The 22,208-nt window shown below is 58.3% G+C and carries 20 protein-coding genes; 8 read left to right on the top strand and 12 right to left on the bottom strand.

Annotated features, from left to right (window positions below):
* Positions 1-2: 2 nt before the first annotated feature.
* From Q6A51_RS15860 to Q6A51_RS15850, 3 genes are read right to left on the bottom strand one after another with little or no spacing between them, the layout of a single operon-like run.
* Positions 3-866 (bottom strand): carbohydrate ABC transporter permease, encoded by an 864-nt coding sequence (locus Q6A51_RS15860; protein WP_304575231.1) that lies wholly within the window; start codon positions 864-866, stop codon positions 3-5.
* A complete protein-coding gene (locus tag Q6A51_RS15855; protein WP_304575230.1) occupies positions 863-1,972 on the bottom strand; it encodes an ABC transporter ATP-binding protein in 1,110 nt (369 codons plus the stop codon). Before Q6A51_RS15855 ends, Q6A51_RS15860 begins: the two co-directional genes overlap by 4 nt.
* Positions 1,972-3,066 carry an ABC transporter ATP-binding protein gene (locus tag Q6A51_RS15850; protein WP_201004342.1) on the bottom strand — a complete coding sequence of 365 codons (1,095 nt, stop codon included), beginning with the start codon at positions 3,064-3,066 and terminating at the stop codon, positions 1,972-1,974. The genes Q6A51_RS15855 and Q6A51_RS15850 overlap by 1 nt, the downstream gene beginning before the upstream one ends.
* A 299-nt stretch (positions 3,067-3,365) precedes the next feature.
* Between Q6A51_RS15850 and Q6A51_RS15845 the strand changes: the two genes are divergently transcribed.
* Positions 3,366-5,219 carry a sigma-54-dependent Fis family transcriptional regulator gene (locus Q6A51_RS15845; RefSeq protein WP_304575229.1) on the top strand — a complete coding sequence of 618 codons (1,854 nt, stop codon included), beginning with the start codon at positions 3,366-3,368 and terminating at the stop codon, positions 5,217-5,219.
* Between the two features lie 66 nt (positions 5,220-5,285).
* Here the strand turns inward: Q6A51_RS15845 and cysS are convergent, their stop codons facing one another.
* Positions 5,286-6,668: a cysteine--tRNA ligase gene (gene cysS, locus Q6A51_RS15840; RefSeq protein WP_304575228.1), complete on the bottom strand. Its 1,383-nt coding sequence runs from the start codon at positions 6,666-6,668 to the stop codon at positions 5,286-5,288.
* 10 nt (positions 6,669-6,678) lie between these two features.
* Positions 6,679-8,373 (bottom strand): glutamine--tRNA ligase/YqeY domain fusion protein, encoded by a 1,695-nt coding sequence (locus tag Q6A51_RS15835; protein ID WP_201019798.1) that lies wholly within the window; start codon positions 8,371-8,373, stop codon positions 6,679-6,681.
* Positions 8,374-8,581: 208 nt separating this feature from the next.
* Between Q6A51_RS15835 and Q6A51_RS15830 the strand changes: the two genes are divergently transcribed.
* Both Q6A51_RS15830 and lpxH read left to right on the top strand, forming a co-directional pair.
* A complete protein-coding gene (locus Q6A51_RS15830; RefSeq protein WP_201004349.1) occupies positions 8,582-9,085 on the top strand; it encodes a peptidylprolyl isomerase in 504 nt (167 codons plus the stop codon).
* The gene (gene lpxH, locus Q6A51_RS15825; protein ID WP_304575227.1) at positions 9,082-9,828 is read left to right on the top strand and encodes a UDP-2,3-diacylglucosamine diphosphatase; all 747 of its coding nucleotides are present in this window, start codon (positions 9,082-9,084) and stop codon (positions 9,826-9,828) included. Before Q6A51_RS15830 ends, lpxH begins: the two co-directional genes overlap by 4 nt.
* A gap of 119 nt (positions 9,829-9,947) precedes the next feature.
* On the opposite strand, the gene Q6A51_RS15820 is transcribed toward lpxH, so the two are convergent.
* The 4 genes from Q6A51_RS15820 to miaE all read right to left on the bottom strand — a co-directional run bounded on the left by Q6A51_RS15820 (position 9,948) and on the right by miaE (position 14,056).
* Complete coding sequence (locus Q6A51_RS15820) at positions 9,948-11,477, bottom strand: DHA2 family efflux MFS transporter permease subunit (RefSeq protein ID WP_304575226.1); 1,530 nt, start codon at positions 11,475-11,477, stop codon at positions 9,948-9,950.
* A gap of 63 nt (positions 11,478-11,540) precedes the next feature.
* Positions 11,541-12,746 carry an HlyD family secretion protein gene (locus Q6A51_RS15815; protein WP_304575225.1) on the bottom strand — a complete coding sequence of 402 codons (1,206 nt, stop codon included), beginning with the start codon at positions 12,744-12,746 and terminating at the stop codon, positions 11,541-11,543.
* A 61-nt stretch (positions 12,747-12,807) separates the two neighbouring features.
* Positions 12,808-13,296: a MarR family winged helix-turn-helix transcriptional regulator gene (locus Q6A51_RS15810; protein ID WP_201004356.1), complete on the bottom strand. Its 489-nt coding sequence runs from the start codon at positions 13,294-13,296 to the stop codon at positions 12,808-12,810.
* A 148-nt stretch (positions 13,297-13,444) separates the two neighbouring features.
* Positions 13,445-14,056, bottom strand: a complete 612-nt coding sequence (miaE, locus tag Q6A51_RS15805) for a tRNA-(ms[2]io[6]A)-hydroxylase (RefSeq protein WP_122320629.1) — start codon at positions 14,054-14,056, stop codon at positions 13,445-13,447.
* A gap of 150 nt (positions 14,057-14,206) precedes the next feature.
* On the opposite strand from miaE, the gene Q6A51_RS15800 reads away from it, so the two are divergent.
* The gene (locus tag Q6A51_RS15800) at positions 14,207-15,067 is read left to right on the top strand and encodes a universal stress protein (RefSeq protein WP_201019803.1); all 861 of its coding nucleotides are present in this window, start codon (positions 14,207-14,209) and stop codon (positions 15,065-15,067) included.
* Between the two features lie 200 nt (positions 15,068-15,267).
* Here Q6A51_RS15800 and Q6A51_RS15795 read toward each other — a convergent pair whose 3' ends face one another.
* Positions 15,268-15,738: a DUF1289 domain-containing protein gene (locus Q6A51_RS15795; protein WP_201004362.1), complete on the bottom strand. Its 471-nt coding sequence runs from the start codon at positions 15,736-15,738 to the stop codon at positions 15,268-15,270.
* Between the two features lie 399 nt (positions 15,739-16,137).
* On the opposite strand from Q6A51_RS15795, the gene acnB reads away from it, so the two are divergent.
* The 3 genes from acnB to Q6A51_RS15780 all read left to right on the top strand — a co-directional run bounded on the left by acnB (position 16,138) and on the right by Q6A51_RS15780 (position 20,180).
* A complete protein-coding gene (gene acnB, locus Q6A51_RS15790; protein WP_201004364.1) occupies positions 16,138-18,738 on the top strand; it encodes a bifunctional aconitate hydratase 2/2-methylisocitrate dehydratase in 2,601 nt (866 codons plus the stop codon).
* 151 nt (positions 18,739-18,889) lie between these two features.
* Entirely contained in the window at positions 18,890-19,768 is an 879-nt protein-coding gene (locus Q6A51_RS15785) for an alpha/beta hydrolase family protein (protein ID WP_201019804.1), read from the top strand.
* The gene (locus Q6A51_RS15780; RefSeq protein WP_201019805.1) at positions 19,758-20,180 is read left to right on the top strand and encodes a MarR family winged helix-turn-helix transcriptional regulator; all 423 of its coding nucleotides are present in this window, start codon (positions 19,758-19,760) and stop codon (positions 20,178-20,180) included. Before Q6A51_RS15785 ends, Q6A51_RS15780 begins: the two co-directional genes overlap by 11 nt.
* Before the next feature lie 9 nt (positions 20,181-20,189).
* On the opposite strand, the gene Q6A51_RS15775 is transcribed toward Q6A51_RS15780, so the two are convergent.
* Positions 20,190-21,116, bottom strand: a complete 927-nt coding sequence (locus tag Q6A51_RS15775; protein ID WP_304575224.1) for a LysR family transcriptional regulator — start codon at positions 21,114-21,116, stop codon at positions 20,190-20,192.
* Positions 21,117-21,260: 144 nt separating this feature from the next.
* On the opposite strand from Q6A51_RS15775, the gene Q6A51_RS15770 reads away from it, so the two are divergent.
* Entirely contained in the window at positions 21,261-21,665 is a 405-nt protein-coding gene (locus Q6A51_RS15770) for a RidA family protein (RefSeq protein ID WP_201019807.1), read from the top strand.
* A 48-nt stretch (positions 21,666-21,713) separates the two neighbouring features.
* Here the strand turns inward: Q6A51_RS15770 and Q6A51_RS15765 are convergent, their stop codons facing one another.
* Positions 21,714-22,154: a YqaA family protein gene (locus Q6A51_RS15765; protein ID WP_201019808.1), complete on the bottom strand. Its 441-nt coding sequence runs from the start codon at positions 22,152-22,154 to the stop codon at positions 21,714-21,716.
* Positions 22,155-22,208: the final 54 nt, after the last annotated feature.

The raw sequence follows: 22,208 nt of genomic DNA, 5'->3' as shown, positions 1-22,208 counted from the left end.
CCTCAGTTCTTGTCGCTATGGGTCATGGCGGTATAGAACAGCCACGAAACCAGCAGAATGATCAGGAAGTACACCAGCGAGAACGCCGCAGCCGGCCCAAGGTCGAACTGGCCGATAGCCATTTGCGTCAGGGTCTGGCTCAGGAAGGTCGTGGCATTGCCCGGCCCGCCACCGGTGAGGACAAACGGCTCGGTATAGATCATGAAGCTGTCCATGAAGCGCAGCATCACCGCAATCAGCAGCACACTCTTCATCTTCGGCAACTGGATATGCCGAAACACGGCCCAGCTCGACGCACGATCGATACGCGCAGCCTGGTAGTACACGTCCGGAATGGCCCGCAACCCCGAGTAACACAGCAGCGCGACCAGTGACGTCCAGTGCCAGACGTCCATGACCAGCACTGTCACCCAAGCATCCATGGTGTTGGCCGCATAGTTGTAGCTGATGCCCAACTGATTGAGGCTCCAGCCCAGCAGCCCGATATCGGCACGGCCAAATATCTGCCAGATGGTGCCCACCACGTTCCAGGGAATCAGCAGCGGAATGGTCATGACGATCAGACACAACGACGACCATCGCCCCTTGGTCGGCATGGTCAGTGCGATGGCGATACCCAGCGGAATCTCGATCAGCAGCACGCAGCCCGAGTAAATGAACTGCCGCAGCAGCGAGTCGTGCAAGCGCGGGTCCTGCAAGACCTGGCGATACCAGTCGGCGCCCACGAAATAACGGTTGGTCTGATCGAAGATGTCCTGCACCGAGTAATTGACCACGGTCACCATCGGCACAATCGCACTGAAGGCCACCAGCAGGAAAACCGGCAGTACCAGCCACCAGGCCTTGTTGTTATGGACCTTGTTCATGGCGCACCCCGCTCAGGACCGGACTCAAGCAAGAAATCATCGGCATACACCATCAGCCATTGCGCCGGAAAACTGATCCAGGCCTGGCCTTGTGGCACGGGCTTGTCTTCGGGCAGGCGCACTTTCAGGGTTTGCCCGGCCAGCGAAAGGGTCAAAATCTTGTAGGTGCCCAGATCCGCCACATGCACCACATCGCTACACATCGCCTCTTCATAGGGGCCATCCCAGACGTGAATGAACTCGGGACGGATGCCGATCTTCAGGCTGGTAAACGGTGTATTGGCAATCAATTGCTGCAAAGGGCCGGATAGCGGCACATGCACATCGCCGAAAACCACACCGTCACCCTGAGGCCGGACCTCGATCAGGTTCATGCCCGGGCTGCCAATGAAGTAGCCGACAAAGGTGTGTCGCGGTTTCTCGAACAGCTCACGAGGCGTACCGAACTGTACGATCTGCCCGCCATACATCACCGCAATCTTGTCGGCGAAGGTCGAAGCCTCCAGTTGATCGTGGGTGACGTAGACCATGGTGATATTGAACTGCTCGTGGATCTGCTTGAGCTTGCGGCGCAGTTTCCACTTCAGGTGCGGGTCGATCACCGTCAACGGCTCATCGAACAGGATGGCCGAGACGTCATCACGAACCAGCCCGCGCCCCATGGAAACCTTCTGCTTCTCGTCGGCCGTCAGGTTGCGCGCCTTCTTTTTCAGCAAGGGCTGCAAATCCAGGACCTCGGCGATTTCCTGCACCTTGGCCTGAACCCGCTTCTCATCCAGCCCCTGATTACGCAGCGGGAAGGCCAGGTTATCGAACACGGTCATGGTGTCGTAGACCACGGGAAACTGGAAAACCTGAGCGATGTTGCGACGCTCGGGGCTCAGATCATTGACCTCTTTGGAGTCAAACAGCACTTGCCCCTGGGACGGGCTCAGCAGGCCGGAAATGATATTGAGCAAGGTCGACTTGCCGCACCCGGAAGGTCCGAGCAACGCATAGGCGCCCCCCTGCTCCCAGATATGAGTCATTTCCCGGATGGCGTAATCGTCAGGCCCCGGATTGGCGCTGTAGCTGTGAGCCAGGTTCTGCAAACGGATCTCGGCCATCAGGCAACCCTCGCCATGCGCAGACCGGGCGCCTGGATCAGGCGCCCCTGCTGATCGAACACAAAGAGTTTGTGGGTCGGGATATAGACCCGGATCGCGGCATCGACGTCATAGCCATGCACGCCAGGCAAGTGCAACACCAGCGCAAAAAGCTCGTTGCGCACATGCAGAAAGGTTTCGGAGCCGCTGATTTCCGCCAGCTCGACCGTCACCGCCAGTTCCAGATCGTCATCGTTGGACGGCACCAGGCTCAGGTGGCTGGGCCGCACGCCAAAACGGTATTCGCCGTCACCGATCTTGCGCAGGTCCGCATTGAGGGGGAAATGCACGAAATTGGCGAAACTGACTTCATTGCCTTCGATGCGACCGGGCATCAGGTTGATAGGAGGCTCGGAGAACAGTTCCGCCGCCAATACAGTACTCGGCCTCTGATAGACCTCGGCCGCCTTGCCGGTCTGCACCACGCGCCCTTCATGCAGGATGGTGGTCGTCCCGCCCAGCGCCAGGGCCTCGTTGGGCTCGGTCGTGGCATAGATGGCGATGGTGTGGCGCGCCGCGAACAACTCGCGCATTTCCTGACGCAGCTCTTCGCGCAGCTTGTAGTCGAGGTTGACCAGCGGCTCATCGAACAGGATCAGCTCGGCATCCTTGACCAGCGCCCTGGCCATGGCCGTGCGCTGCTGTTGTCCGCCGGACAGCTCCAGAGGATGACGCTGGAGGAATTTTTCGATGCGCAGCATCTTCGCGGTTTCCAGCACCCGGCTCTGGATAACCTCTTTGGACATGCCCGCCTGACGCAATGGCGAAGCGATATTCTCGAACACGGTCATGCTCGGGTAATTGATGAACTGCTGATAGACCATCGACACATTGCGCTGGCGTACCGGTCGCTGAGTGACATCGACCCCGTTCATCAGCACCCGCCCCGTATCGGGCTTGTCCAGACCGGCCATCAGGCGCATCAGGCTGGTCTTGCCAGACAGCGTGCGCCCCAGCAGCACATTGAAAGATCCGGGTTCAAAACTCAGGGATGCGTCGTCGACCCATATCTGGCCATCGACTGCGCGACTGACGTGCTCCAACGTAAGTGACATGGCGTGCCCTTTGTTATTTTTTCTTGTCGGGGATACAGCTCAATACAGGTTGCATAGAGCGACATTCGTGCCAGATCGCTGCCTTTTCATGAAAGGCGCAAGCTAGAGCGTCCGGCGCTTTTCGAGCGAACGAAGCGTCTTCACAGCTGAACAAAAATGAACAAAAAAAGATGAACACCTGAACAAATTGAACATTGACTTTGAACAATACTGAACGACACTGGATGAACACTTCGGGCACGGACGCTCCATGCAAGACCTAAAACAAAAACAACAAGGCACTCGCAGGATCCATGCTCATGGCCAATTCCAGCGCATCGCTTGCTCACGACATCATCATTCAGGATTCATGGACGCGCTGTCGGGACTTCGGTCTCAGCCATCAGTCGCGCCCCTCGTTCGGCGGGCTGCCGGGCGCGCAGGTTTCACAACTGCTGGAGCGCCATCACTCTCTGGTGCAAACCACCCATCAGGAAGTGCTGCCGGTCTATGAAAACATCCTCAGTAACTCCAACTGCCTGATCCTGCTGGCCGACAATCAAGGCCAGTTACTCAAGTCATGGGGCACCCAGCGCTTCGTCGATGCTTCGCAGACTCAGGGTTTCATGGCCGGGGCAAGCTGGAGCGAGCGCGGCGCGGGGACCAACGCCATCGGCACCGCACTGGCCTGTGAGCAGGCAGTGCATATCGAGCCGGACGAGCACTTTCTCAAAGCCAATCGCTTCATGACGGGCTCCGCCTCACCGATATTCGATGCCGAACGGCGCATGATTGCGATACTGGACGTCTCCAGCGACAGCTTCCTGCCGCCCTCTCACACTCTGGGCATGGTGAAGATGATGAGCCAGTCGGTGGAAAACCGGCTGATTCTCGACCAGTTTCGCGACAGCCATTTCCAGCTGACCTTCAATACCGGCCTGAACAATCTGGACAGCCAATGGGCAGGCCTGCTGATTTTCGATGAAAGCGGCACAATCATCTGCGCCAATCGACGGGCCGACAATTTGCTGGGAGTCAGGCTGACCGGCGTCAGCATCGAAGACCTGTTCAAATGCCCGATCCTGCAACTGCTTGGCGAAACCGAAGCACGCCCTTTCGCATTGCATGCCTTCGGCAATAATCGTTTCCAGTGCCTGCTCAAGCGTCCACGGCGCAAACCGATCCAGTTATTGCAACCGGTGCGGCCAGCACAACAGGCCATAACGCAACCGACACTCGACCTGAAGACCATCGATCTGGGCGATGCGAAAGTCGAAAAAGCGGTTCGCCAGGCTCAACGGCTGCTGGAAAAAGACATCCCGCTGTTGATCCACGGTGAAACCGGGGTCGGCAAGGAAGTGTTTGTCAAAGCCCTGCATCTGGCCAGCTCTCGCGCCAGCCAGCCCATGATTGCCGTCAACTGCGCGGCGATTCCGGCCGAACTGGTGGAGTCGGAACTGTTTGGCTACACCAAAGGGGCTTTCACCGGTGCCCATCAGAAAGGCAGCATCGGCCTGATCCGCAAGGCCGATAAAGGCACACTGTTTCTCGACGAAATCGGCGACATGCCGATGGCAGTGCAGGCGCGCCTGTTGCGGGTATTGCAGGAGCGTTGCGTTCAGCCGCTGGGCAGCAGCGAGCTGTATCCCGTGGATATCCGCCTGATCTCGGCCACCAACCACAGCCTGCGCGAACGGGTCCAAACGGGGCATTTTCGTCAGGATCTGTATTACCGGATCAGCGGGCTGAATATCGAACTGCCGCCGCTACGCGAACGCACCGACAAGCAGGCGCTGGTCCAGCGCATCTGGGAGCAACATCGTGAGCCTCACCAGCGGGCGGGGTTCTGCAACGAGGTGCTTGATCTGTTCGAGCATCATCCGTGGCCGGGCAATCTTCGCCAGCTCAATAGCGTGATTCAGGTGGCATTGGCATTGGCAGACGAGCAGAAGATCACCTTCGAGCATTTGCCGGAAGATTTCTTTCTGGATGCTCAGTTGGATGAAGAGCGAGACGAGCCGGTGGCGGCTCTGCGGCTAAAGGGAAGCTTCCCGTGTACCGAAGACCTGAACCACCTGTTGCAGGCGGCCGGAGGCAACATTTCACAGTTGGCCAAACGGTTGGGGGTTAGCCGCAATACGCTTTACAAGCGGTTGCGGGAGGTGCGCGAATAAGCGGTGACGGCTTCGCGAATGAATTCGCTCCTACCGTAGGAGCGAATTCATTCGCGAAAAAACAGGTCAGTCAGCCAGACGCCAGGTCGTCCCGCCCTTGCCGTCTTCCAGTATCACGCCCATGGCGGTGATCTGGTCACGGATCCGGTCAGACTCGGCCCAGTTCTTGGCAGCACGCGCATTCAGACGCGCCTGGATCAGCGCTTCGACTTCAGCCGCATCGACACGCCCTTCGGCGCCGGCACGCAGGAAGTCTTCCGCTTCGAGCTGCAACACACCCAGCACACTGGCCAGTTGCTTCAGACGTGCCGCCAGACCCGCCGCCGCGGCCTGATCGCTGTCACGAAGACGGTTGATCTCACGAACCATCTCGAACAACACCGCACAGGCTTCAGGCGTCCCGAAGTCGTCGTTCATGGCTGCCGTGAAACGCTCGACGAACGCCTCGCCACCCGCAGGCTCGGCCACCGGCAAGCCCTTGAGCGCGTGATAGAAACGCTCCAGCGCACTCTTGGACTCTTTCAGGCTGTCTTCGGAGTAGTTGATCGCGCTGCGGTAGTGGCTGGAAACCAGCAGGTAACGCACCACTTCCGGATGGTATTTATCCAGCACGTCGCGAATGGTGAAGAAGTTGTTCAAGGACTTGGACATCTTCTCGCCATTGATGCGGATCATGCCGCAGTGCATCCAGGCATTGGCGTAGGTCTTGCCGGTCGCCGCCTCGCTCTGGGCGATTTCGTTTTCATGGTGCGGGAACTCGAGGTCACTGCCGCCGCCATGAATATCGAACGTCTCACCCAGGCAGCAGGTGGACATCACCGAGCATTCGATGTGCCAGCCAGGACGCCCCGGCCCCCATGGCGACTCCCAGCTCGGCTCGCCGGGCTTGACGCCTTTCCAGAGCACGAAGTCCAGCGGATCGTCCTTGGACTCGTCCACTTCGATCCGCGCACCGATGCGCAGGTCTTCGATCTTCTTGCGCGACAGCTTGCCGTAGCCCAGGAACTTGCCGACGCGGTAGTACACGTCGCCATTACCCGGCGCGTAGGCATAGCCCTTGTCGATCAGGGTCTGGATCATGGCGTGCATGCCGTCGATATGATCGGTGGCACGCGGCTCCATGTCCGGCTTGAGGATGTTCAGACGAGCTTCGTCCTCGTGCATCGCGTCGATCATGCGCGCCGTCAGCGCGTCGAACGATTCGCCGTTTTCACGGGCACGATTGATGATCTTGTCATCGATATCGGTGATGTTGCGCACATAGGTCAGGTCATAACCGCTGAATCGCAACCAGCGGGTGACCAGATCGAAGGCCACCATGCTGCGCCCGTGGCCCAGGTGGCAGAAGTCGTACACGGTCATCCCGCAGACGTACATCCGCACCTTGTTGCCATCCAGCGGCTTGAAGACTTCTTTGCTCTTGGTGAGCGTGTTGTAGATCGAAAGCACTGTCCTAACCTCAGCTCCAGGAATCCCGCAATGTCACTGTGCGGTTGAATACCGGGCGACCTGGCTTCGAGTCCTTGATGTCCGCGCAGAAATAGCCTTCGCGTTCGAACTGGAAACGGTCTTCCGGTTGCGCTTGCCCCAATGAAGGTTCAGCACGACAACCCGTCAGTACTTGCAGTGAATCCGGATTGATGTTCTCCAGGAAAGTGGCGCCATCTTCGGCCTTGTCAGGCGTCGGGGAGCGGAACAGGCGGTCATACAGACGCACTTCGCACTCGACGCTCGCGTCCGCCGGAACCCAGTGAATCACGCCCTTGACCTTGCGCCCTTCAGGGTTCTTGCCCAGGGTGTCAGGGTCGTAGGAGCAACGCAGCTCGACGATATTGCCGTCGGCGTCCTTGATGGCTTCGTCGGCACGGATCACATAGCTGCCGCGCAGGCGCACTTCACCGGCTGGCTCCAGGCGCTTGTAGCCTTTTGGCGGCTCTTCCATGTAATCGTCGCGATCGATGTAGATCTCGCGGGCGAACGGCAGCTCGCGCACGCCCAGGTCTTCCTTGGGGTGACGTGGCAATTCAAGCTTCTCGACCTGACCTTCCGGGTAGTTGGTGATCACGACTTTCAACGGGCGCAGCACGCACATGGCGCGTGGCGCGTTGCGGTCCAGATCGTCACGGATGCTGAATTCCAGCATCGCGAAGTCAACCACGCCGTCGGAGCGGTTGGTACCGACCATTTCGCAGAAGTTACGGATCGAAGCCGGCGTGTAGCCACGACGACGGAAGCCCGACAGGGTCGACATGCGCGGATCGTCCCAGCCACTGACGTGCTTTTCATCGACCAGTTGCTTGAGCTTGCGCTTGCTGGTGACGGTGTAGCTCAGGTTCAGACGCGAAAATTCGTACTGACGTGGCTTGCACGGCACCGGCAGGTTGTCCAGGAACCAGTCATACAGCGGACGATGGCCTTCGAATTCCAGGGTGCAGATCGAGTGAGTGATGCCTTCGATGGCATCGGACTGACCATGGGTGAAGTCATAGTTGGGGTAGATGCACCACTTGTCGCCGGTCTGGTGGTGATGAGCATGACGAATGCGGTACAGGATCGGGTCGCGCAGGTTCATGTTCGGCGAAGCCATGTCGATCTTGGCACGCAGCACACGAGCGCCGTCTTCGTACTCACCGGCTTTCATGCGGGCGAACAGGTCCAGGTTTTCCTCGACGCTGCGCTCACGGAACGGGCTGTTCTTGCCAGGCTCGGTCAGGCTGCCACGGTACTCGCGGGCCTGCTCGGGGGTCAGGTCGTCGACATAGGCCTTGCCCGACTTGATCAGCTCTACAGCCCAGTCGTGCAACTGGTCGAAATACTGCGAGGCATAGCGCACTTCGCCCGCCCACTCGAAGCCCAGCCACTTGACGTCACTCATGATGGCGTCGATGTATTCCTGGTCTTCCTTGGCCGGGTTGGTGTCGTCGAAACGCAGGTGCGTCGCGCCACCGAACTCGTTGGCCAGGCCAAAGTTCACACAGATCGACTTGGCATGACCGATATGCAGATAGCCGTTAGGCTCCGGCGGAAAGCGGGTCACGATTTGGGTGTGCTTGCCTGAATCCAGGTCTGCCTGCACGATCGGACGCAGGAAATTGGTAGGGACGACAGGGCCTGCCTTTGAATTCGCAGCGGGTTCTGGAGTGGGCTTGCTCATAGGATCCTTGGACATACAAGTGCGCGGCCAGGGTAGGCCGACTAAATCAAAGCGCTTATCATAGCCGAAGCTGTCAAGCCCCTGACAACAGAGTGCGCATTTGAGGGTGATAAAAGCAGCAAAATACCTGAAATATGTAACCACCCCTGTAAACTGCACGTCAGGGTAATACCGCGCCCATTCACGAATGCCAAGAGAGCGAGTAAGCATGTCCAAAGTAAAATTGACCACCAACCACGGCGATATCGTTCTGCAACTGAACGCAGAGAAGGCTCCGGTCACCGTTGCCAACTTTATCGAATACGTTAACGCTGGCCATTACAGCAACACCATTTTTCACCGTGTCATCCCTAACTTCATGATCCAGGGCGGCGGTTTCGAGCCGGGCATGAAAGAGAAGAAAGACAAGCGCCCAAGCATTCAGAACGAAGCCAACAACGGCCTGCCGAACAAGAAGTACAGCGTTGCCATGGCCCGTACCATGGAGCCGCATTCGGCATCCGCCCAGTTCTTCATCAACGTGGCTGACAACAGCTTCCTGAACCACAGCGCACCGACCGTTCAAGGCTGGGGCTATGCCGTGTTCGGTGAAGTGATCGAAGGCAGCGAAGTGGTCGACAAGATCAAAGGCGTTTCAACCACCAGCAAATCCGGCCACCAGGACGTACCGTCCGAAGACGTCATCATCGAGAAAGCAGAGATCGTTGAGTGATACTGCTGATCTCCGACCTGCATCTTGAGGAAAAGCGCCCGGATATTACCCGGGCGTTTCTGGATCTACTCTCTGGCCGGGCACGCCAGGCCAAGGCGTTGTATATCCTCGGGGACTTCTTCGAGGTCTGGGTCGGCGACGATGCAATGTCGCCGTTCCAGAGTTCGATCTGTCAGGCCCTGCGCGAACTGAGCGACAGCGGCACTCAGGTTTTCCTGATGCACGGCAACCGGGACTTCATGATCGGCAAGGCGTTCTGCAAGGCGGCTGGCTGCACCTTCCTGAACGACCCGAGCGTGGTTGCGCTAAACGGTGAGCCGGTGCTGTTGATGCATGGCGACAGCCTGTGTACCCGCGACGAAGGCTATATAAAGATGCGCCGCTACCTGCGCAACCCGCTGACCTTGTGGATATTGCGGCACCTGCCGTTGAATACCCGCCACAAGCTGGCGCGCAAACTGCGCAATGAAAGCCGTGTGAAAACCCGCATGAAAGCCAATGACATCGTTGATGTCACACCCGAGTTCATTCCCCAGGTGATGGAGCAATATGGCGTCCGCACACTGATTCACGGACACACCCATCGCCCGGCCATTCACAAGCTACAGATAGGCGACCAGACAGCGCAACGCATCGTATTGGGCGACTGGGACCGCCAGGGCTGGGCCTTGCAGGTGGACGAACAGGGCTTCTCCCTGAACGCCTTCGACTTCCCGCCTGAGCAGATGACACTGCTGAACTGAATCTGCTCAGTGGGAGGGAGCTTGCTCGCGACGGGGCCGGTAAATGTGAAAACTCATCACCCTCCAGGCCCTCTTCGCGACCAAGGTCGCTCCCACAGTACCGTGTCCGACCAGGCTATTTAATGACCGCCCGGCCCGGCCTTGGCGACAAACGGCGGTTTGGCCAGCCAGACCAGCAGAATCAACCCCGCAAACACCCAGCCCAGCATGTAGAAATAATCCACCGTGGACATCATGTAAGCCTGGCTATTGAGGGTCTGTTCCAGTTGCGCATAAGCCTGCGGGCTCGCGCCTCCCAAACTGTTGAGCGCGTCACGGGTGGCCGGGTCGAAGGTGCTGATGTTTTCACTCAGGTAGGCGTGATGCTGATCAGCGCGGCGAATCCATATCCAGGTCGTGAGGGATGCTGCAAAGCTGCCGCCCAGAGTCCTGAGGAATGTCGCAAGCCCGGAGCCATCGGCGATCTGATGGGGCGGCAAATCCGATAGCAGGATACTCAAGGTCGGCATGAAGAACAGCGCCACGCCGATCCCCATGAACAACTGCACCAGCGCCACATGCTCGAAATCCACCTCATTGGTGAATTGCGCCCGCATGAAGCAGCTCAGGCCCATGGCCAGGAATGCCAGACCGGCCAGCAAGCGCAGGTCGAACCTGTTGGCGTATTTACCGACGAAGGGCGACATCAATACCGGCAGGATACCGATAGGTGCCACGGCCAGCCCGGCCCATGTCGCGGTGTAGCCCATCTGGGTCTGCAACCATTGTGGCAGCAGCAGGTTGATCCCGAAGAAGCCGGAGTAGCCACCGACCAGCACCAGAGTGCCGATACGGAAGTTGCGGTAGGCAAACAGCCGCAAGTTGACGATGGGATGCTTGTCAGTCATTTCCCAGATCACGAACACCGACAACGCCACAATGGAGATCACCGAACCGATCACGATGAAGTTCGACTCGAACCAGTCCATGTCGTTGCCCTTGTCCAGGACGACCTGCAATGCCCCGACACCAATGATCAGGGTCAGCAGCCCGACGTAATCCATCGGCTGACGACTGGTACTCACCGGGCGCTTGGCCATTTGCGTACGCACCACCCAGGCCGCAAACAGGCCAATGGGGACATTGATGAAGAAAATCCACGGCCAGCTGTAACTGTCGGTGATCCAGCCGCCCAGAATCGGCCCGGCAATCGGCGCGACCACCGTGACCATGGCCAGCAGCGCCAGCGCCATCCCCCTTTTGGCGGGCGGGTAAACCGCGATCAGCAGCGTCTGGGTCATGGGATAAAGCGGCCCGGCCACCACACCTTGCAGCACCCGGAAGCCGACCAGTTCGGGCATCGACTGGGAAATGCCGCACAGGAACGAAGCCAGCACGAACAGCAGGGTTGCCCACAGGAACAGCTTGACCTCACCGAAACGGCGGCTGAGCCAGCCAGTCAGTGGCAAGGCAATCGCGTTGCTCACCGCAAACGAAGTGATGACCCAGGTCCCCTGCTCCGAACTCACACCCAGGTTTCCGGAAATGGTCGGCAAGGCGACGTTGGCAATAGTGGTATCGAGGACCTGCATGAAGGTCGCCAGCGACAGGCCGATGGTACACATCAGCAGGCTGGGCGGCGTAAATGAGGCCGGGGCGTTGTTGCTCATCGCAAATCCTTGGAAACTGAGACGGTGCCCCGACCCGAAGGACGGGGCTTGCGGATTGGCGGATCAGCGCTGGGCAGTCGCTTTGCTACTGGCTGCACTGTTGTCATGGATCAGACGCGCAATCATCGCGTCGGCATCAGCCAGTTGTTCGGCGTAGATATTGGTGCTGAAGCTCGCTTTCTTCGGCGGCTGCTGGGCCAGTACCGGACCACTCTGGTCATGCAGATTGACATCGACCGTGGTCGACAGACCGATCCGCAGCGGGTTGTTCGCCAGCTCATCGGGGTTGATGTGAATCCGCACCGGCACGCGCTGGACGATCTTGATCCAGTTACCGGTCGCGTTCTGAGCCGGCAACAGAGCGAAGGCACTCCCGGTCCCGGCACCCAGGCTGTCGATGGTGCCGCTGTATTTCACATGGCTGCCGTACAGGTCCGAGGTGATCTCCACCGGCTGGCCAATGCGCATATTGCCCAGTTGCGTCTCTTTGAAATTCGCGTCGATCCACAGCTGATCCAGCGGAATCACCGCCATGGTTGCAGTGCCCGGCTGAATCCGCTGGCCCAGTTGCACGGTACGTTTGGCCACATAACCGGTCACCGGCGACACAACCGTAGTACGGGCATCGGCCAGATACGCCTGACGCAATTGCGCAGCGGCAGCTTTTACGTCCGGGTGAGAAGAAACCACCGTGTCGTCCACCAGCGCAACGCTACTGGCCAGTTGTTGCTGGATATTGTTCAAGGAGCTCTGCGCGCTGGTCAGGTCATCCTTGGCGTGGGACAGCTCTTCCTGGGAAATCGCCCCGCTTACGGCCAGGCTACGGCGACGGTTGTAGTTGTCCTGAGCCTTCTGCACTTCGGCACGTTGCGCGGCCAGTTGCGCCTTCATGCCATCGACATTGCTGTAGAGCCCGCGCACCTGGCGCACGACCTTGGCCAGATTGGCTTCAGCACTTTGCAGGCTGACTTCGGCATCGCTGGGATCGAACTTGATCAGGACCTGGCCTTCGCGAACCAGATCACCGTCATCGGCGCCGATGCTGATGACCGTACCGGTGGTCAGCGGCGTGATTTCGACGACGTTGCCATTCACATAGGCGTCATCGGTACTTTCGCTCCAGCGGCCATAAAACTCATGCCAGGCCCAGACAGCCGCACCGCCAAGGATGACGATCAGGGCGAGCACCAGCAGCATGAATTTGCGCTTGCCCGGATTCGTGTCTTGCGGCGAGCTGGCAGATGGTTTTTCAGTAGCGGCAGTAGCCATGACGATTACCTGTAGTCGGTGAAGCAGTAATTGCGGGATATCGAGGTTTTACCGGGGCCGTTCATTTCGCCCCTGTGGACTTGAAGCTCAGGCGCGTGAGGGTGATGTGGTCGTCGGCGGCCACCAGCACCTTGGTCAGAATTCTTTGCAGGGTTTCGACTTCTTCCTTGTCCAGAACGGCAAATGTGTCGTTCATCGCGTCAGCACCGATCTGCGGCAGCAGGTCCGAAAGTTTCTGCCCCTGCTCGGTCAAGGCCACATGCACCTGGCGTCGGTCGGCTGCCGAACGGGTGCGCACGATCAACTCCTTTTGCTCCAGACGATCAAGCATGCGCGTCATGGAACCGCTGTCGAGGGACAGGTGCCGACACAATTCGACAGGGGTATCGAGGGCGAACTGGGAAATGATGATCAGCACCTTGAACTGCGAAAAGGTGACGTCATAAGGCAGCAAATACTTGTCCAGCATGCGGTCCTTGAGAGCATTGGTGCGACCGACCAACAGACCCATCAGGCTGGAATCGAAATTCTCGGACGTGAAATGTTTCAAGGACTCACCATAAAAGCTGCTTAGGCAGTAATGTGGCGATATTACTGCCTAGACAGCTAATGTCAAAACATTTGTTAGCTGGCTAACAATATCTTCATAAAAAACGACCGCTGGCAAGGCGGTCGTTTTTTATGAAGCCAGTGATAACTCAGGCCGCGGCAGGCACACCGCTATGGAAGCGAAATTCCTCGTCGGGACTTTCGATCAATTCACGCTCGGCATGGCGAATCTCTTCGATCTTGGCGTCAACATCGGCTTTATCGCCATAGGTATAGGCCAGCTTCAAGTAGTCCTGAAAATGCCGGGCCTCGGACTTCAACAGCCCGCCGTAGAACTTGGCAAGCTCTTCGTCCAGATGCGGCACCAGCGCAGCGAAACGCTCGCAGGAGCGGGCTTCGACGATGGCCCCCACAATCAGGGCGTCGGTCAGCCGGTAGGGATTATGGTTGCGCACCAGCTTGCGCAATGCCCCCGCATAACGCGCCGAACTGACGTTGGCCATCGGGATTTCGCGCTTGCGGATAATGCTCAGCACCTGCTCGAAATGCCGCAGCTCTTCACGGGCCAGCCGCGACATCTTGCTCAGCAGGTCGAACTTGTCGTTGTACTGGAACATGAACTGAAACGCCGCCCCGGCCGCCTTTTTCTCGTTGTTCGCATGATCGATCAACAGGATGTCCAGATTGCGCAAAGCGGCCTGAACCCAACTGTCGGGCGTGCGGCAAAGCAGGAAGGCTTCGATTTCAGGGATCGGGTACATAAGCTCACAGATAGCGGGTTTGCAAGGCCGCGCATTATACGAGGGGCGTGCGTCTGCGGCGATAGAAATGCAGTGATCCAGATCAAGCGACGACCCGATGCGCTGCAACTATAGTTGTGGAACACAATTTGCCTTGTGGAGGTTAGCCCCATGCAGTCTATTCGCAGCATCCTGGTGGTCATCGATCCCAACCACGCCGATAGCCTGGCCCTAAAGCGCGCGAAACTGATTGCCGGGGTCACTCAGGCTCATCTGCACCTGCTGATCTGTGACAAGGATCATCCCCATACGCAACAACTCAACGAGCTGAAAAGAAACCTTCAGGAAGAAGGCTTCACCGCCAGCGCGGAACAGCACTGGGAAGAGTCCACCCACAAGACCATCTGCAAGGTGCAGCAAACCGAGGGCTGCGGCCTGGTCATAAAGCAGCACCTGCCGGACAACCCGCTGAAAAAGGCCCTGCTCACTCCCGACGACTGGAAACTGCTGCGCTACTGCCCAAGCCCGGTGTTGATGGTCAAGACGTCACGGCCCTGGACAGGCGGCGTGATTCTCGCGGCTGTGGATGTCGGCAATGCGGATGGAGAACACAAGACGCTGCATTACAGCATCGTCGATCACGGCTATGACATTGCAGCACTGGCCAAGGGGCACTTGCACGTCATAACCGCCCATCCGTCGCCCATGCTGTCGGCTGCCGACCCGATCTACCAGCTCAAGGAAAGCATCGAAACCCGCTATCGAGAGCAATGCCAGGCGTTCCAGACGGAATTCGATATCGACGACACCCACCTGCATATCGCAGAAGGTCCGGCTGATGTGCTGATTCCCTTTACGGCCAACCAGCTCGACGCAGTGGTCACCATCATCGGCACCGTGGCGCGTACCGGTCTTTCAGGCGCACTGATCGGCAACACCGCCGAAGTGGTACTCGACTCGCTGGAAAGTGATGTGCTGGTTCTCAAGACCGAGGAAATCATCCGGCATCTGGAGGAGATGTTTGATGCGTAGCGAATGAACGCCTACAAACCAATGCCGATCACTCAAGGCATACATGTCACCTGAGGGAGGGGCCTTGGCCGCGACGACCTGCTGACAGGCAACACATTTTCAGCGCCTGAAACCGGGCTGTCGCGGTCAAGGCCCCTCTCACGGATTTTGATTTCAGCCACCCGACTTTTGAAATCAGCCTCTCAAGGTCGGCATTACTCCTACAAACCGAGCGCATCCTTCAGGAAACCCGGCGCGATATATCGCTGGTAATGAGCTTCGGACAACAGAAAAAACTCACGGTCGATGGCATCGCGCAATTCAGGCAGTGCCCAGTCGCGAAACTCCGGCAGCAGCACGAAGCCATAAGCCTCGACCTGATTGATGACCCGCGCACCGCGAGCGATCAATTGATAGGCCCAGCAATATTCGGACTGATGCGCCACAAAGCGGATCTTGCGCTGGACGAGCTGCATGCGCAGCTTCTCGACATCGAAAATTTCGAGCTTGGCCGCCATCACCTGAACCAGCAATTGCTCCAGGCGCAGCCAGACCGCTCTTTTCTCGTCTTCGTTATAGCCGTTCCAGTGGACCACTTCATGATGGAAACGCTTGCAGCCACGGCACACCAGGTCCCCGTAAACAGTGGAGCAAAGGCCGACACAAGGCGTTTTGATGATTTGATCAGGCATGGCTGGCAGGACAAGGGCAGGCGAAACGAGAAGGCATGTTAGCCCTTTGTCTAACAAGGGTCACCCCCGAAGATGTAGGGTCTAACTTACCTTTAACGAAGTTTTGCCGTAGAATCATCGGGCCTTAGATGGCGCCAATGTCCGTTAGAAGCTGTTTTCAAAGCGTCACGAGCACAGTCAAGTTAATCCCGCAGTCCGGTGTCGGCAGGCCGTTCCCTCATCACGAATGGCCATGTCGACCTACACTCCCCCCGTCCTGCTGGCGTAAAACTTTGAAAACAGCTTCGTAAGGAATTGCCGATACCCTGCAAACAAGGCTCGAAAGCCTTGCGTGGGTGCGGACAATTTCTGGATGAGCGTCCCGGACACCCATTTGGGACCACTGATGAGGGTAATACTGTGCTTGAAGCCTACCGCAAACACATCGAAGAGCGTGCCGCCCAGGGTATCGTGCCCCAGCCGCTTAACGCCGAACAAACCGCAGCCCTTATTGAGTTGCTGAAGAATCCCCCCGCTGGCGAAGAAGACTTTCTTGTCGATCTGATCACCAACCGCATTCCACCGGGCGTGGACGAAGCGGCCTACGTCAAGGCCGGCTTCCTGTCTGCTCTGGCCAAGGGCGAAGCCACTTCCCCGCTGATCGACAAAAAACGCGCTACCGAACTGTTGGGCACCATGCAAGGTGGCTACAACATCGTTACTCTGGTTGCCCTGCTCGACGATGCAGAGCTGGCACCGGTCGCTGCCGAACAGCTCAAGCACACGCTGCTGATGTTCGACGCCTTCCACGACGTTGCTGAAAAAGCCAAGAGCGGCAATGCGCACGCTCAGGCAGTCCTGCAATCCTGGGCTGACGGCGAGTGGTTCAAGAAGCGCCCTGTACTGGCTGACAAGATCAGCCTGCGCGTCTTCAAGGTCACCGGCGAAACCAACACCGACGACCTGTCCCCGGCACCTGATGCCTGGTCCCGTCCGGATATCCCGCTGCACGCCCTGGCCATGCTGAAAATGGCCCGTGAAGGCATCGTTCCTGACGTGCAAGGCTCCATCGGTCCGATGAAGCAGATCGAAGAAATGCGCGGCCAGGGTTTCCCTATCGCCTACGTCGGTGACGTGGTCGGTACCGGTTCCTCGCGTAAATCTGCAACCAACTCGGTTCTGTGGTTCTTCGGCGACGACGTTCCCTATGTCCCGAACAAGCGTGCCGGTGGTTTCTGCTTCGGCAGCAAGATCGCCCCGATCTTCTACAACACCATGGAAGATGCTGGCGCACTGCCAATCGAATTCGACGTTTCCAACATGCACATGGGCGACGTGATCGACCTGTACCCGCATGAAGGCAAAGTCACCAAGCACAACAGCGACGAAGTCCTGACCACCTTCGAGATGAAGACTCCGGTCCTGCTCGACGAAGTGCGTGCCGGTGGCCGTATTCCCCTGATCATCGGTCGTGGTCTGACCGGCAAGGCACGCGCCGAGCTGGGTCTGCCACCATCGGATCTGTTCAAGACTCCGGATCAGCCGGCTGCCAGCACCAAGGGTTTCACCCTGGCGCAGAAAATGGTCGGCAAGGCATGCGGCGTGGAAGGTATCCGTCCGGGCACCTACTGCGAACCGAAGATGACTACCGTCGGTTCCCAGGACACCACTGGCCCGATGACCCGCGACGAGCTGAAAGACCTGGCTTGCCTGGGCTTCTCCACCGATCTGGTCATGCAGTCCTTCTGCCACACCGCAGCTTATCCAAAGCCGATCGACGTCAAGACTCACCACACGCTGCCTGATTTCATCATGACCCGTGGCGGTGTTTCCCTGCGTCCAGGCGACGGCATCATCCATAGCTGGCTGAACCGCATGCTGCTGCCGGACACCGTCGGCACCGGTGGCGACTCCCACACCCGCTTCCCGATCGGTATCTCCTTCCCGGCCGGTTCCGGTCTGGTTGCCTTCGCCGCAGCCACCGGCGTCATGCCGCTGGACATGCCTGAGTCGATCCTGGTCCGCTTCAAGGGCAAGCTACAACCTGGCATCACCCTGCGCGACCTGGTTCACGCCATTCCTTACTACGCGATCCAGGCTGGCCTGCTGACCGTGGAGAAGAAAGGCAAGAAGAACGCCTTCTCTGGCCGTATCCTGGAAATCGAAGGTCTGGAAAACCTCAGCATCGAACAGGCTTTCGAGCTGTCCGACGCTTCGGCCGAACGTTCGGCTGCCGGTTGCACCATCAAGCTGGCAAAAGAGCCGATCATCGAGTACCTGAACTCCAACATCACCCTGCTGCGCTGGATGATCGAGCAAGGCTACGGTGATCCACGCACTCTGGAACGCCGCGCCAAGGCGATGGAAGCCTGGATTGCCGACCCGCAACTGCTGGAAGCCGACAAGGACGCCGAATACGCCGAAATCATCGAAATCGACCTGGCCGACGTCAAGGAGCCTGTGCTCTGCGCGCCGAACGACCCGGACGACGCACGCCTGCTGTCTTCGGTACAGGGCGAGAAGATCGACGAAGTGTTCATCGGTTCCTGCATGACCAACATCGGCCACTTCCGCGCTGCGGGCAAGTTGCTGGATCAGGTCAAAGGCCAGTTGCCGACTCGCCTGTGGCTGTCGCCTCCGACCAAGATGGACGCTCACCAGTTGACCGAAGAAGGCTACTACGGCATCTACGGCAAGGCTGGCGCGCGCATGGAAATGCCAGGCTGCTCGCTGTGCATGGGTAACCAGGCTCGCGTTGAACCGAACTCCACCGTGGTTTCGACTTCGACCCGTAACTTCCCGAACCGTCTGGGTGACGGCGCAAACGTCTACCTGGCTTCGGCCGAGCTGGCGTCCGTCGCTTCGATCCTGGGTCGCCTGCCGACCGTCGAGGAGTACATGAGCTACGCGAACCAGATCGACACCATGGCAGCGGACGTATACCGCTACCTGAGCTTCGATCAGATCGCCGAGTTCCGCGAAGCCGCTGCGAACGCCAATATCCCGGTCGTTCAAGCGTAAGCACGAAACACAGCGTTAAAAGAACCCCATCCTTGTGATGGGGTTTTTTATTGGCTGTGCGTTTTTCCAAACTCTCCAATCGTCGTGGAAAATGCTTGCCGCTATTTATTTCGTATGTTAAATAATTTACTTCACATACGAAATAACTCCCATGCGAACGACAACCCATTCGATCACCTGCACCAATGGTCACAGCGTCGAGGTCACGACCCATACCGGCGCAGGACCTGTGAAAGCAGTGGTTCAGATAAACCCGGCGACGGGCGTCACCGAGCGCATGTACTTGCCGTTCGCCCAGTATCTGGTCGCCAATGGCTTTACCGTCATCACCTACAACTATCGGGGTGTCAGCAGGAAAGGTCCTCATCCGAAAACCGTTCAGGCGGGTTTTGTTTCGTGGGCTGACAACGATGTCGAAGCCGTCACCCACTGGGTGTCCGGGCAGTACAAGGGGGTTGCTCACCTTGCGATAGGCCATAGCTTCGGCGGGCATGCCATCGGGTTATGCGAGAGCAGCAACAAGCTCAGCGCGGCAGTGACTCTATGCGCCCATGCGGGCTGTCTGCGATTCATAAGTCCCTGGCAGGAACGCTTGAAAGTGGCGATTCTGCTCAAAGTCCTTGGCCCGCTCAGCGCCAAATTCCTGGGCTATTTTCCGGGGCGCAGGCTGGGAATTGGTGAAGACCTGCCAGCCGATGTCATGCGCGAGTGGTCACGCTGGACAAGCCTTCGCCAGTACTTTTTTGACGACCCAACAGTCAATGCCACTGCCCGTTTTGCCAGGCCCACACTGCCGGTGCTGGCCATAGGCGTCGATGACGATCCATGGGCACCCGCCGAAGCCATCGACCTGATGACAGAGCATCTGACCGGCTGTGCTGTAGAGCGACGTCAGTTTGCTCCGGCGGACAGTCACGGTTCGACCATCGGGCACCTGGGCTTTTTCCGCCAACAACATGCCGACACCCTATGGCCCGTAGTGGCAAGATGGCTGGAAGCTCAGTTACCGGGTAATCCAAATGGCGCATGACCGTCGCTACGTCTATTTATTGAATGCTGCTCAAAAAAGCCTGTCCCGATACATCGAGCGGCATATCTCGAATCGCGCCGGCATCAGCGCCACTCAGGCTGGCGCACTCTTTGTACTCAATGGGCAGGATGGCGCCCTCAGCGGCGAAGTCGCGCTGGCGCTGGATATCGCGCCTTCCGCCATGACCGGGCTGGCCGACCGGATGGTCAGGTCAGGGCTGATCGAGCGCCGCGTCGATGAACATGACAAGCGCAGCTTTCGTTTGTGGCTGACGGATGCAGGCCGGACAGCGACCTTGCAGGCCACATCGGAACTGGCACCGCTGAATGAAAAACTGACCCAGGCATTCAGCGATGAGGAAATGGAGGTTGTTTCCAGATGGCTCGCAGCCGTCAGGGATCGCAGCCAGTGACGGCCTGATTCAGACTCCGCGCCGGTCAATGACCGGCGCATGTTGCGTCATCAGTTCAGCAACCCAATCGATAAATACCCGAAGCTTGAGGCTGATATGCCGGTTGGGCGGAAATGCCACGTACATCGGCATCGAATCCATGCGCCAATCCTTGAACAGCGGCACCAGATCACCCCGCTCCAGATGGTTTTTGGCCATGTAATCCGGCACCCACAGAACACCCATACCAGCCAGGCCTGCGGCGAGGTAGGCATTGCCATCGTCCACCGCCAGCACGTAACGCCCGTGGACGTGAAGGCTTTCACCCTCGCGGTGCATGGCATAAGGCAAGGCCTTGCCGGTACGCGCCCACAGGAAACCGACGATGCGGTGGTGGGAATCTTCCAGCTCTCGCGGATGCGCAGGTGTGCCGACCCTTTCCAGGTAACTCGGTGCCGCATACACCCCAAGCCTGAGATCACCCACACGCCGGGCCATCAGGGACTGGTCAGCCAACTCGCCACCGCGAACCACGCAATCCACATTCTCGCCGATCACATCCACGATACGGTCGCTGACGCCCATATCGATCTGGATATCCGGGTATCGCGCATGAAACTCAGGCAGGGCCGGCATCAGAATCGTGCTGGCAAACGGGCTGGGCACATCCACCCGCAGCCGCCCTCTGGGCAAGGCCGAAGCGCTGGACAGGCTGGTCTCGGCATCGTCCAGGTCAGCCAGCAGCCTGACAACGCGCTCGTAATAAGCCGCGCCATCAGCCGTGACATTGACCTTGCGCGTCGTTCGGTTGAGCAACTTGATCCGCAAGCGGGCCTCCAGTTGCTGCACCAGTTGCGTCACAGTGGTCTTGCTCATGTGCAGGGTTTCGGCTGCTTTGGTAAAACTCCCCGCCTCTACCACCCGCGCAAAAGCCTGCATCGCATCGAAACGGTCCATTTCTACTCCGGATAACGGCTGGATTGTTTGGATTTTACAAACAGTGCTGGCTACAGTTGCTCGTTTATCGCCCGGATACAAGCTCTTAGAGTTCTCCCATCGTTAATGACGGGTCGCCTTGACCTGCCTCGATGGAGATCAACCATGACAAAGCGTGATGCAGTTTTCCCCGCCGGACGCCTCGAACTTTACGAGCGCAATCGCTATTCGCCCGCGATCCGTTCCAATGGCTTTCTGTTCGTTTCCGGTCAGGTCGGCAGCAAGGAGGATGGCTCGCCAGAGCAGGATCTGGTGATACAGGTCAGGACAGCCTTCAGCAATCTGAATGCCATCCTTAAGGAGGCGGGTTGCACCTTCGATGACGTAGTCGATGTCACCGTCTTCATGGTCGACCCCGAATCGAAGTTCGAGAAAATCTGGACGGTGTTCCCTGAGTTCTGGGGCCAGGCACCGTACCCGACACTGACGGCAGTGGGCGTCACCTGGCTTTATGGCTTTGATTTCGAGATCAAGGTGATTGCCAGGATTCCAGATGCTGTTGAGGGTTGAGCCGCCATGATGATCTGGCTCGCCATGCAGATCATCAGTTCTGGCCCTTTAGGCCATCCACCCGAGAGTAATCGCTGTCAGCACCAGATAACGCAGCCCTTTGGCAAGCGTGACGATAAGCAGAAAACTCCAGAACGGCTCGCGCATGACGCCCGCGATCATGGTGATGGGGTCGCCGATGATCGGCACCCAACTGAACAACAGCGCCCAGCGTCCGTAGCGCTTGTAAGTGTGCTGGGCCTTGTCCAGATGGCGCTCGCTGACCGGAAACCAGCGCCGATGCCGAAAGCGCTCGATAGAGCGGCCCAGATACCAGTTCACGGCTGAGCCCAGAACATTGCCTGACGTGGCAACCAGCAAGAGCAGAATCGTCGTATAGCGCTCCGAAAGCAGCATGCCGACCAGCACGGCTTCGGATTGCAGCGGTAACAGCGTGGCAGCGCCAAACGCCACGGCAAAAAGCCCCAGATAACTTGTCAGCTCGAACATCGAGTCATACCTTCATGCCGCCGCTCTCATCAAAAAACGCAACATCATGAATTA

It is taken from the genome of Pseudomonas serbiensis (assembly GCF_030580745.1).
Lineage (GTDB): Bacteria > Pseudomonadota > Gammaproteobacteria > Pseudomonadales > Pseudomonadaceae > Aquipseudomonas > Aquipseudomonas serbiensis.
This window is presented reverse-complemented; position numbering and strand designations above follow the sequence as displayed.